Source organism: Bradyrhizobium sp. USDA 4486, assembly GCF_054057995.1.
The window spans coordinates 532,464-544,598 of the sequence record NZ_JBSRZV010000001.1; the positions used below are offsets into that span (position 1 = coordinate 532,464).

Below are 12,135 nucleotides of genomic sequence, written 5' to 3' on the forward strand. Positions count from 1 at the left end.
CCTCAATTGAGCATCACGGCCACAGGCGAGCTCGTCGCGCAATTTTCGTGATCACGGCCCCTTGTCTGGCGTCGTCAAGGGCCCGTCCTTGGAATCAATGACGAAGACTGCCAGTAAGCTGGCGGGCTCCTTGTCGCTGGCGTTCTCGCTGATGGTGTGATGTGAGCCGGGCATTTCGTAAAATCCTTCGCCGGCGTGATAGACCTTGGCTGGCTCATTGCCGACTTGGCTGCGGATGGCCCCGGATACCACATAGGCGTAGATGAAGGCTGACGCTGCGTGGTGATGAGCGAGCGATTTGGCTCCGGGAGGATAAGTCACCGTCACAGCAACCAGCCTCTTTCCTTCGACGTTCGGCAGTGCGTGCGCGAAGGCGACTTTCACCTGCTCCCGGTCCTGCGCGATCGCTGGCGAAGCTCCCAGGGCGATCGCTGCTGCTATCAGCGGGACGGCGGCCGTCCGCAATGCTCCTCTCGCTGCTTTTGCAAACATACCTCGACGGTTTGATACGGCACCAATCCGATAGGCAAATCCACTGATCGACATCATCGCACCTCCTCTTCTAACGAGTTCACGCAACTGCTTGAAACCAGAACGCAGAGACGAACCGATGGTCATGGTGAAGCTTCCGATGAGAAGGCATCGCCGCCGCCATCACTTCGGCCTGATGTGCCGCTGCCGCTGAGCAGCACCGACAACAGAGCTGCCACAGCGAATCCCGCAGCTACCCAGCCGAGCCGCTCCACCGCGCCATTGGCAATGACCACAGCGCCCGCCGCGGCACCCATCGCGCTGCCGAGGTAGATGGCCGAGGAATTCATCGAGAGACTGATCGGCGCCAGTGCCGGAGCCAACGTCACCAGCCGCGCTTGTTGCGCCGTTATCAGCCCCCAACTGGCGAACCCCCAAATCAGGATGGCCGGCAGCAGGACAGGCATTGCCCGCGCCGGCTCGAGGGCCGCGCTAAGCGAGAAGGCAAGATAGGCCAGCAGGGCAAGCCCCCCACCAACGATCACCACACTGCGCGCGCCCCAACGATCCGCCGCGCTGCCGCTGAGCTGGGTGCCGACTGCACTGGCCAGGCCAAAGCCCAACAGGACCGGCGCCAGTGCCTGCGGACCAAGGCCGCCGACGCCGGCTATGAACACACTGAGATAAGTGTAGACGGTAAAAGTGCCGGCCACGGTCAGCACGCTCGTCATCAGCACCCCGAGGATATCGCGGCGCTTGGCCAGCGCCAGACGCTCACCAAGGCCAGCCGTGACGCCAGGCCGTTGGCGCGGCAGCCGGATGAGAATCCCTAACAGCGAGAACACCGCCAGCCCCGCCACGCCGAAGAAGGTGGCGCGCCAACCGAAACCCTGCCCCACCAGTACGCCCAGCGGCAAGCCAGCGATGATGGCCAAGGTCAACCCGGTGGTGATCGTGGACAGGGCACGGCCACGCCGCTCCGGACCGCCCAGCGCGGCGGCATATCCGCTGGCCGCCGGCATGAAGCTTGCTGCCGACAGGGCCAACAGCAGCCGCGAAGCCAACAGCCCCCCATAGTCTGGCGCCAGCGCGGCAAGCAGGTTGCCCAGGGCGAAGCCGCCCATGGCGACGACCAGCAGCCGACGCCGCTCCAGCCCGGCCGTCAACACGGCCATGACCGGCGCGCCGATGGCATAAGCGAGGGAGAAGGCGGTGACCAGATGACCGGCGGCTGGCAATCCCACGTTCAGGTCTCGCGCCAGGGCCGGGAGCAGCCCGGCGATCATGAATCCCTCGGTGCCGATGGCAAAAGCGCCGAGAGTTAGCCAGATGAGAGAGGCCAGCGAGTCGGCGCCGGTAGCTTGTGCGCGACCGGGATCGAGCTCCTGGAGCACAGGATAGGTCCTGGTCATGATGGTGAGCCTTGTGCTGGGAATCCGGGAAGGGAGACGCAGCGATCAGGTCGCAGGCGTTGGGGCTCTTGAATCCCGGGATGAAACGTTCGCAGACAGCGGCGTTGACGGTGCCATACGTCGTCGCTGGCTTGTGCGCAAAACCGGCGAAATACTCCTGAATGAACCCTTCTTTGAAATTTGTGCGCGGGTACTTGGCGACGATTTCCTCGCGCAGCTCCGCCGGGAACTGATCGAACCCCACCCCGATGACATCGAGAAGAACACCGGAATTGAGGAGCGCGACTTCGGGACCCATGTACTTCGGGATGCCGGGAGTGGTGTGCAGCGCGATTGCTTCCCAGACGGTCTGCACCTGGTCTTCAGCGATGTTGTGGGTGCTGAGAAACTGCCGTGCGGCATTTGCGCCATCGACTTCGAAGCGCTCGTCTGGGCTCGAGAACTTCTTGATGAGACCGAGATCGTGAAAAGCGGCAGCTACGTAGAGGAGTTCGGAATCGAACCGCAGATTCCTCTGACGACCCTGCTCAGCCGCGAACAGGTAGACGCGGATCGAGTGATTAAAGAGCAGATCGGTGGAATGTTGGCGCAGGATGTCTGTCGCCTCTTTCGCGAGTAAGGAATCGGGAATGACGAGAGCATGGGCGAGAGTTGGGGCTGTCATTGTTGCGTCCTTTCAAGAATTACGGTGGGCTGCGCGTTGCGCGTGAGCGCAACTACGAAATTTAGTTGATCAACTCGCTCCGACGTCGAGCACGATCTTTCCTTTCGGCTGTGGCCGCAAGCGTTCCAGCATCAAATGAGCCTCGCGCGCATCCGCGAGGGGTAAGACTGCCCCCACATTTGTTCGCAGTTTTCCAGCATCGATCAAGCGAGCGATCTCCGTCAGATATTGGCTCGTAACGTTGACCAAAAAGAAGACGGCTTCAACACCGTAGCGCTTTGCAAGATCCTGATCCGGGCGGGACACTGCCGAGATCAGCTTGCCGCCGCGACGAATGACCTGGAATGAGCGGTCTTGGATTTCACCGCCGACCAGATCAATCACAGCGTCCGCGTCCCGTACTTCTTTCTCAAAGCGCTGGGTCCGGTAGTCGATCACCGTGTTTGCGCCGAGGTTGCGCACGATGGAAATATCGCCCGTCGATACGGTTGCGACGGTTTGCACACCCGCGTGTCGGGCCAGTTGAACCGCATAGGATCCAACGTTGCCGGCCGCCCCGTGAATAACCACCGTTTGACCTGCTTTGAGCTCGGCTTGATCAAACAACGCCTGCCATGCGGTGACTGCAACGACAGGAACGGAGGCGGCTTCAACGTAGGTCAGCGAGCTTGGCTTCTTCGAGACCATGCCCGCGGAAGCGAGAGCGTACTCGGCGTAGGCCCCGACAAACTGCGGATTCGTAACACCATAAACCTGATCTCCCACAGCTAACTCGGCAACATCAGGGCCGATGGCGACGATTTCGCCGGACAGATCCGAGCCCAGAGTGAGAGGAAGCGGTTGCGGCAAGGCGCTCTTCCCGGCCCTGATCCAGCTATCCCATGGCCCGACCCCAGCGGCTTCAACTTTGACCAGGACCTCGCCAGGACCGGGCTTGGGTCGTGGCACGGGCTCGAACTTCATGACCTGTGGCGGCCCAAACTCGTGCACGCGCCAGGCCATCATTGTTGAATGAGTTCGCTCTTCACCAACCTGAGAAACGATGCTGCTGGGGGTCATCACATTCTCCTTGCGCTCAGCTCTCATCATTGCCGACGACCGTTGGTCCGTTGTGCCGAAGTTGCCTTCGCCGGCCAATCCGAAGGCGAGGCCTCGCTTACCCGTATATCGCAACCAGTCGTGCCCCCGACAACGAACACGATCCTGCGGATCAGGACAGCCGTACGTCGTTTCCTGACAAGGACCGTCGGAGCCTTCACGGCAGTAGAAGCCTCGTCAGATGATTCTCGATCTATTCTGAATCCACCCTGCCAAAGCTGCCCGCGAGGTTGGACAAGGGTAACGCCAGGGGGTGCTCATCATGTGGGTCGTCTTGCGGCCGGTCGCGGCCGGACCTGCGGCTCCGGCGTTCGATATTCTGACGGTAACAGCCGATCCTTCAGAGGGCGAGGCCCTCACTGACCCTGGCAAATGGTCGAGACGGTGTCGATACCGCCTGGTATCGAGGCCACACGCAATTTTATCCTCGACCAGCACGTCGAGCGCCTCTTTAACAAACGGCAACGAGACCGTGTCGATGCAATGATGTGCGGTCACCATGAACGCGGCAGAGAGAGCAGCAAATGACCAAGACCGAAAGTGCCTTGTCACGCTGACCGCCCGGCTCAAGCAGTATCGCGCCCCGAGGCATTGAGCCCGACAGCTTACGCGGGGACCGTAAACTGCCCCGACGAAAGGCCTGCGGTGGAAGTGCGCCGATTATCGAGGAGTAGAGCGAACGCCCTAAGGAACTTTATCGAGAAGCTCCGTAAGAACTTAGAATTAGAGAAATCGTACTGTCGTATCGAAGGGCCGCTGCTCTCTAGCGATCTCTAACAACAGCTAACTAGCAACTGCGCGAGCTTTGCGCGCATACTTCACTGCACCGAAGCACCTGCCGAGCCCTTAATTCTGTTCTGGCTCGGTCCACGCAGTTCTGCGACGCAGGAGGTTCGCGATGCCCACGATCACCACCAAAGACGGTACAGAGATATTCTACAAAGACTGGGGTTCGGGGCAGCCCATCGTCTTCAGCCATGGTTGGCCGTTGTCCGCGGACGACTGGGACACACAGATGCTGTTCTTCCTCAACCGCGGCTTTCGCGTCATCGCACATGACCGCCGCGGCCATGGGCGCTCGAGCCAGGGTGGGGCCGGACACGACATGGATCATTATGCCGACGATCTCGCGGCGGTCACCGAGTATCTCGATCTGAAGAACGCCGTCCATGTCGGACATTCCACCGGCGGCGGCGAGGTCGTGCACTACATCGCTCGGCATGGCGAAAGCCGCGTGGCCAAGGCGGCGATCCTTTCCGCCGTGCCGCCCTTGATGGTCCAGACGCCGAGCAATCAGGCTGGGCTGCCGAAGGCTGTGTTCGACGATTTGCAGCGACAATTGGCTGTCAACCGGTCGCAGTTCTACTTCGACATCGCTTCGGGGCCCTTCTATGGCTTCAACCGGCCCGACAGGAAGCCGTCCCAGCCCGTGATCCTGAACCGGTGGCGTCAGGATATGATGGGTGGAGCAAAAGCGCATTACGACGGCATCGTCGCGTTCTCGCAAACCGACTTCACTGAGGACCTGAAGAAGATCAGTGTGCCGGTGCTGGTGATGCACGGCGACGACGGCCAGATCGTGCCGTATTTTGATTCCGCGCCGCTGTCCGCAAAGCTTCTGACAAACAGTACACTAAGGACCTGCAAGGGATTTCCGCATGGTATGCCGACGACAGAGGCCGAGACCATCAACGCGGACCTCTTGGCGTTCATTAAAAGTTAGCGGATCGCGAATCGTCGGCCGCGACCGACGGGCAGGCCATGATCATCGTTCACATGGCAAACAGCACGCGTGGCGCCAGGACCTTTGCGGACATATAGGAGAGATCCATGGCGACCCTCAACCAGCATATCATGTCGCGACGCGGGTTCTGCCTGTGCTGCATGGCGGCCACCACAGTATCGGCAACCAGAGGCTGGCTCTCGCCGCGAGAGGCTTTCGCAGAGGCGCGCAATATCGTGGACCTCATCCGTGACGACGCCGCCAAAGCAACCATCAAAGTCCATAAGCTGCGCGACAATATCAGCATCCTCGAGGGGTCTGGCGGCAATATCGCTGTCATGACAGGCGCGGACGGCAAGGTGTTCATTGATGCCGGCATCACAGCATCCCGTCCGCGCATCCTAGAGGCTGCGAATGGGCTGAGCCGCGACCCGGTTTCGCACCTCATCAACACGCACTGGCACTTCGATCACACGGACGGCAATCAATGGCTGAATGCGGAAGGGGCAGCTATCATCGCCCATGAGAACACCCACAAGCATCTGCTGGTCGCCCAGAGAGTTGAGGACTGGGATTTCAACTTCCCGTCTCCTCCGCTATCGGCCGTTCCGACCGAAATCGTCTCGTCTGAGAAAGCTCTGAAGCTCAACCAGTCTACGCTTCTCCTCAAATATTACGGTCCTGCGCACACCGATAGCGACCTATCGGTGATGATCCCCGAAGCGGACATTCTTCACTGCGGCGACACCTACTGGAATGGCATCTATCCGTTCATCGACTATTCAACCGGCGGAAACATCGACGGAATGATCAAGGCGGCCGAGGCGAATGTTGTTGCCGTAACCGATAAGACGATCGTCATCCCGGGGCACGGCAAGCCGGTCAGCAACAAAGCTGAACTTTCGGCCTATCGCGACATGCTTGTCGCAATCCGAGACAATATTGGCGAGCTCAAGCAGCAGGGCCGCTCGCTCGATGACACGATTGCCGCCAAGCCGACCGCGGCGTTCGATGCAAAGTGGGGCCAATTCCTCATCACGCCGGCGTTTTTCACCCGACTGGTTTACGAGGGCGTCTGACGTCTGCCGGATCATGGCCATCACCCGTTCTTCCAGTGAAAGGAGCACTGATATGCCTGCCTCCGAGAAGCCGCTTCACATCGATATTGCGGTGACCTAAGCCGAGTTGCAGATCAAAGCCCGAAATCTGGCGCCGTCGCCAAATTACTCTACGGCCAGCTCCGCTACGCCTTGAGGTTCGGCGCGGACATGTTAACGTTGCCTCCTACCCAGAGAAGGTAACCGCCGGACTTGACGCGTTGCCACTGAGCCAGCAAGCGCTCGGTGAACTGACAGGGCTAACACGCAAGACCATCAACGCGGTTCTCCGCCGGCTGCAGGCCGATAAGGTGTTGTTCTGTGACTATCGGCGAATTGAGATTCGAGACGTCGATCGACTCCGGAACATCGCTTGCCTTTCGAGATGAGAGCCTCCTTGAGCATCGAGTGTAGATCCACCGCGCGAAGCCGCCACTCCGGCCCAAGCACGTCTGGTCAATGCGGACCTAGGCATGCGCGACATTTGCGTCGTCGTTTGTCCCTCCCGGCCGTTTCAAATTGCAGATTGCCTTGCCCAGCCGATCGCCGTTGCGGCGTCATTCTTGAGTAGAGTAACAGAACGTCGAAGCCAGCCCCACGGTCGCGTAACCGCGCTCTATAGCGGACTGGACCTGCTGCTCCGTCGCAGTGAGTGTGCTCTTTGGCACTTGGGCAGCGGTTGTGGCTCGCTCGAACCGCTCCACCGCTTCTAAAAAGAGCGGATTGTCAAACTGGCCAGGGCAGCCTAGCTCGACCGAAAGGTCGAGCTGCGCGAGAACCAAGACGCTGATGCTTCGACGGCGCAGATAGCCTCTATATTGTCAATCGCGGCTTTTGTTTCGATTAGAATGTTGCAGACGACAGTGTCCCCGAGCTTGGGTAGATAATCTTGAAAGGATGCGCCCCACCGGGAATGCCCGATGAAAGGACCGAAGCCGCGCCTTTCCGCGAGGAGGAGCGCGTCGTCGCGACACACTCGGTAGCCAGTTGGGCGGTATTCACCTGCGGAAACACAATACCAGCAGCGCCCATGTCGAGCACCAGCTTCACCATTGCTTCGTCGCGCTTGCCGACCCTGACAACCGGACGACAGTTGGTGCCTGCCGTTGACGCGATCTTCGCATGGAGGTTTTCGGGACCCATCGCGCCGTGCTCTTGGTCGATGACAACGGCGCCGCACCGGTTTGTGCCGATGCCTGCGTAACCACTGCCGATGGAATTGTGCAAATAAAGGAGACACGTATTTTGGGAGTTGGTACCGAGATCTAAAAGCCCCCTGAGCGGAAAAGTTGACGTTCGGCAACTAAACCAAAGGCTACGGATCGGGCTTACTTGCATACGAAAACTAAGTTCGCCACCGCGACCTCTAGTTCGCAGCTGTGCGATTACCGGCGACCCTATCTTGGTTTGCGGCGAGCAAGTCGTAATCGTCTGCAAGTCTAAGGTAACCCCACGCAGTCCCTCACCCGATGTGCATGACGCTATCGTTCGGTACTCCTCGGCTACATGCGGATGCCGGGCGGCTTCCGCCATGTTATCCGTGGTCATCGCAATCTCGCTGAGGCCGATCATCCGTTCCGCCGCAAGTCGACCATTGCGATAGATCAACGAAGTCAAGACACATAATCGCCGGGCGCCCGTGGGAGCGCGGCCGTCCAAGCAATAGGCGGTCGGCGGGCCGCGAAAAGCACGAGCGGCCTACCACGTCCGCTGGGTGTCAGACTCGGCCCTCAATCTGCCGGATCGCGGCTTCCCGTCCTCCCTGACAAGCTGACCTTTTCAACGCGCATCGATCGTCTCCGTCGGCCGTGTCCGGACCCTTGCACTTCCATTTGGAAGGATGAAAATCCACTGGCTTTCCGCTATTTTGTGTTGAGCCGCAGTTCTGAAGCGGCGATCTCGAAACGAGGTTCGCGATGACCTCCAGGTCCTCGATCGGGCGGCTCGGCGCGCCACTCGTCGCTTTTTTTCTGACCATCTGGCCATTGGTTCCTCCGGTACGTGCTATTGAGAACGCTGCAAAGGTTGGCGTGGTGTCCTTTGGCCTGTATGGGGATCAAGGCGTGTTTAGATCCGAGGCGACCGGCGCGGCTCAGGTCGTGGCCGGCCGTTTCGAGACTGGACCAATCAACGTGGAGTACAATTCCAAGAAAGGAGGAAGTGCAACGATCGAAGCTCTGACCAAGTCGTTGCAGACGGCAGCCAACCGCTTGGATCCCGAGAAAGATGTTCTCTTTTTGATTCTCACCTCCCATGGCTCTCCTGATGGCCTTGCAATCAAGGCGGGGCGCCTGACAGAAACGCTTACACCATCTCGTCTCCGCGACATGCTCGCGAAGACAGGTGTGCGACACAAGGTGGTGGTCATCTCGGCTTGTTATTCCGGGGTTTTTATCGCGCGCCTGGCGACTCCCGATGTGCTGGTCATCACCGCTGCCGATGACAAGCATCCGTCGTTCGGCTGCCAGGACGAGGCCAAGTGGACCTATTTTGGGGACGCTTTTTTCAACGTCGCGCTCCGGAAAGCCGTCAGCCTGAAGGATGCGTTTCTCGCTGCGCGCTCACTCGTCCGGAAGCGAGAATTGCGGGAACATTTTGAGCCGTCGAATCCGCTCATGGCGGGCGGTGCGCACGTGCTGCCATTGCTCGTCGGACGCCCTTGAACAACCGGCCGTGAGCGGAAAGGTTATTGCTCGCGGGCGCATCGCCTTTTCCGGTCACCCCCGATAAGCAGACTATTTGACTGCCCGCTTAGACTTCGCATTCGGGTCAAAGCACAAAGTCGCTGCGCTCCAGCCCGCTGCGCGGGAGCAAGAGCCGAGAGGCCGGTAGCCAATTGAGAGGATAGTGGTAGCACTGGAGAGCCCCCGTCCTGAGAATCGAGGTGTGCGAGCAACAAACCGACGTCGGAGGAACGGGCGTATCCGTCGGTTGCCAACAGTGCCCGCGAGGCGCACGCTGACAGCCACGCTTCTTGAGTCCCCAAAATGATTGGTTTCACACAACCTCCCTGCGAGGTTAACATTATCCGGGCGACACCAGCCTTTGACGCGGCACCGTCGCAAAGACGCAAGCGGCTGACGCTGGCGGCGACCATACTCGGGTCGAGCATGGCATTGGTCGATGGTTCGGTCGTGAATATCGCCCTGCCGACGATTCAGCACTTCCTGCATGCAAGCGTTGCTGCGACCCAATGGATCGTTAGTGCCTACCTGCTGCTGCTAAGCGCTACGGTACTGATTGGAGGGGCGGCTGCCGATCTTTACGGCCGTCGACGCATCTTTGTTTTCGGTATTGCGATATTCACCATCGCCTCCATTACATGCGGCCTGTCACCGAGCATCACGGCGCTAGTCGCAAGTCGCGCCATCCAAGGGGGTGGCGCCGCGCTCCTCATCCCGGCGAGCCTCGCGATGTTGGGGGCGACTTTTGACGAGCACGAGCGCAACCATGCGATCGGAGTATGGGCTGGTGTCGGCGCGCTGACCGTCGCCGTCGGCCCAGTATTGGGCGGCTGGCTCGTCGATCAGGTGTCGTGGCGCGCGATCTTTCTGCTCAATGTGCCGCTCGCAGCCGTCGCGGCGGGACTTGCGAGCTTCGCAGGCGAAACCCGAGATGACAACGCCAAATCGTTGGACTGGGCCGGAGCGGCCACGGTCGCCGCCGGTCTCGCCGCGATCACCTGGGGGCTTAACGCCATTCCGGCCTCGGGATTTTCTGACAGAACCGTAGTCGGCGCGCTCGGGGCGGGATTTCTATTGCTCTTGTTATTTCTCGGAATGGAAGCCCGGCTCGGCGCACGAGCAATGATGCCGCTATCGCTGTACGGTTCGCGCAGTTTTGCCGCAGCCAACGCATTGACGCTGTTGCTTTATTTTGCGCTAAGCGGTGCGCTGTATTATCTGCCGTTTGGCTTGATCCGGCTCGGCGGCTACTCCGCGACGCAAGCCGGTGCAGCGCTACTTCCATTTGCTCTCATCATGGGTTTCGGCGCGCAATTCGCCGGCATGCTTTCCGACCGTTTCGGGTCGCAGCAGTCGCTCACCTTCGGACCCGTCATCGCAGGCTGCGGTCTGGCGCTGCTGGCTTTTGCTGATTTCCGACAATCCTACTGGGTCGGAGCGTTTCCGGCGATCTGCGTATTTGGCATCGGTATGACCATCACAGTCCCGCCGCTGACGTCGATGGTAATGTCGTCGGTAGGCGACGCCCACGCCGGGCTCGCTTCGGGCGTGAACAACGCGGTCGCCCGGGTGGCAGGTCTCTTTGCAGTCGCGGCGCTTGGTGCCGTCTTGTTTGCCAGCTTTTCGTATCATCTTGCCGGTGCGCCGCGGGCACAAGCCAACGAAGCGCTGAATGCAATACTGGCCGGACAAGCCGGCATCACCGAAGCCGCAACGGCCGCGTTCGAACGCGCGCTACGCATAGTGTTGCAAGTGGCGGCGCTCTGCTCCTTGCTCGGCGGCATACTACTTCGGTTCTGGATCCGACCGATTGGATCGCACGCGGCGCGTTGAAAGCGGACATCAAGGGAGATCCGAGTCGGGCGGCGCCCACCGTCGATGGGACGAGCAGCCCCGCCGGCACAGCATAGTGGCTCGACGTCGCGCTTAAGGTGCTCTGGCTGACCAAGGGAAGGCTCGTCGAACTTCATCTCGTCCTGTCCAGAGGGCGGGGCCGAAGGGGGTGACCAATCGGACATTCGAGCGCGGCACGATCCCAGCGTCCGAGATCGGCTGCCGCCCGATAGGTGCTTTCCAGAAACGACATGAGCGTCGCCTCTGGATCGCTCGACTTGCTCACAACGTCGTAGGCCAAGAGATATTCTCCGAGCTTCCGATCGAAATATGCGCCCGTCGGCAAAATCTGTTCGTCAGCAAAGCCGTTCGGAGTGGGATAGGCATAGGAGTAGAAAGCCGCAAAGTCTGTGCCGCCTCCGCCTGGCCAGAAGCCAGCGGATGAGACTTCATCACTGTAGGCCTCGCGCGTCACTTCATCCGGTAAACCTGGTACGCCCCTGGATGAAGCGGAGCGGGACGTCCGGAGAAGCGCGTCACCGCGAGATCGAAGCTGCCCCAAAAGAGATGGACTGGACTGACCTTCCCGGTGAAGCCCGTCCGAAACCGACGAAACACACGGTCGATTGCAATCAGGGCCCGGAAGAACCGCGTCGCGGCATCTGCATCATAGGGGCGAATCTCACAGTCGTCCTGGAAGGGAATCGGATCGGGGACTTCATTGGGCCGGCCGTCGAATTCCGGTGTGCCGCCGAGACGTCGCAGCAACTCACAGAACCGGGCGTGAAAGTCGGCAACGCACATCGGCCCGAGCGCCATTTCAACCCGGCGCCCGTCACAGGCCTCCCCGATCACGACATGCCGGGAGAGATCGAAGGTGATCTCGATACCTGAGCCGTCTGGAACCAGTGAAGTCGTGAGCCCGCGAGCATTCACGTAGAAAGTGGCGTGCCATGAATGGTTGACCCACGGAGTCCTCGCGAGCCGATACTTGCCGGCAACTTGGCAATACAAATGAAGCGCGGAACAGGTTTCGCGCCATGTCTCGAAGTGGATTTCCGGCCAGATCGCGCTCATGGCGTTTCCTCCTTTGTGTTGGTCGCCCGGACGAGGCGCTGGTATCGTTGTTTCACATATGAGGCTTGACGGTGGC

Annotated in this window: 9 protein-coding genes and 2 pseudogenes; 5 read left to right on the forward strand and 6 right to left on the reverse strand. The window is 60.1% G+C overall.

The features are described from left to right. Positions 1-51: 51 nt before the first annotated feature. The 4 genes and pseudogenes from ACVWY3_RS02605 to ACVWY3_RS02620 all read right to left on the reverse strand — a co-directional run bounded on the left by ACVWY3_RS02605 (position 52) and on the right by ACVWY3_RS02620 (position 3,606). A complete protein-coding gene (locus ACVWY3_RS02605; protein WP_456843270.1) occupies positions 52-465 on the reverse strand; it encodes a cupin domain-containing protein in 414 nt (137 codons plus the stop codon). Positions 466-614: 149 nt separating this feature from the next. Further along, a complete protein-coding gene (locus ACVWY3_RS02610) occupies positions 615-1,883 on the reverse strand; it encodes an MFS transporter (RefSeq protein ID WP_456837057.1) in 1,269 nt (422 codons plus the stop codon). Beyond that, positions 1,879-2,547 (reverse strand): annotated as a pseudogene (locus ACVWY3_RS02615) (HD domain-containing protein); the annotation flags it as partial. The gene ACVWY3_RS02610 and the pseudogene ACVWY3_RS02615, both read right to left, overlap by 5 nt. A gap of 69 nt (positions 2,548-2,616) precedes the next feature. Beyond that, positions 2,617-3,606 carry an NADP-dependent oxidoreductase gene (locus ACVWY3_RS02620; protein ID WP_456837058.1) on the reverse strand — a complete coding sequence of 330 codons (990 nt, stop codon included), beginning with the start codon at positions 3,604-3,606 and terminating at the stop codon, positions 2,617-2,619. 937 nt (positions 3,607-4,543) lie between these two features. Here ACVWY3_RS02620 and ACVWY3_RS02625 point away from each other — a divergent pair. The 3 genes from ACVWY3_RS02625 to ACVWY3_RS02635 all read left to right on the forward strand — a co-directional run bounded on the left by ACVWY3_RS02625 (position 4,544) and on the right by ACVWY3_RS02635 (position 6,854). Next, positions 4,544-5,368, forward strand: coding sequence for an alpha/beta fold hydrolase (locus ACVWY3_RS02625; protein WP_456837059.1), 825 nt, complete (start codon positions 4,544-4,546; stop codon positions 5,366-5,368). A gap of 107 nt (positions 5,369-5,475) precedes the next feature. Continuing rightward, entirely contained in the window at positions 5,476-6,447 is a 972-nt protein-coding gene (locus ACVWY3_RS02630) for an MBL fold metallo-hydrolase (RefSeq protein ID WP_456837060.1), read from the forward strand. A 239-nt stretch (positions 6,448-6,686) separates the two neighbouring features. Further along, positions 6,687-6,854, forward strand: a complete 168-nt coding sequence (locus tag ACVWY3_RS02635; RefSeq protein ID WP_456837061.1) for a helix-turn-helix domain-containing protein — start codon at positions 6,687-6,689, stop codon at positions 6,852-6,854. Positions 6,855-7,308: 454 nt separating this feature from the next. On the opposite strand, the gene ACVWY3_RS02640 is transcribed toward ACVWY3_RS02635, so the two are convergent. Then, positions 7,309-7,692 (reverse strand): aldolase/citrate lyase family protein, encoded by a 384-nt coding sequence (locus ACVWY3_RS02640; protein WP_456837062.1) that lies wholly within the window; start codon positions 7,690-7,692, stop codon positions 7,309-7,311. A 689-nt stretch (positions 7,693-8,381) separates the two neighbouring features. Here ACVWY3_RS02640 and ACVWY3_RS02645 point away from each other — a divergent pair. Further along, positions 8,382-9,128, forward strand: a complete 747-nt coding sequence (locus ACVWY3_RS02645) for a C13 family peptidase (RefSeq protein WP_456837063.1) — start codon at positions 8,382-8,384, stop codon at positions 9,126-9,128. A gap of 324 nt (positions 9,129-9,452) precedes the next feature. Next, positions 9,453-10,982, forward strand: coding sequence for an MFS transporter (locus ACVWY3_RS02650; RefSeq protein WP_456837064.1), 1,530 nt, complete (start codon positions 9,453-9,455; stop codon positions 10,980-10,982). Positions 10,983-11,115: 133 nt separating this feature from the next. On the opposite strand, the pseudogene ACVWY3_RS02655 reads toward ACVWY3_RS02650, so the two are convergent. Continuing rightward, positions 11,116-12,059 (reverse strand): annotated as a pseudogene (locus ACVWY3_RS02655) (DUF5996 family protein). Positions 12,060-12,135: the final 76 nt, after the last annotated feature.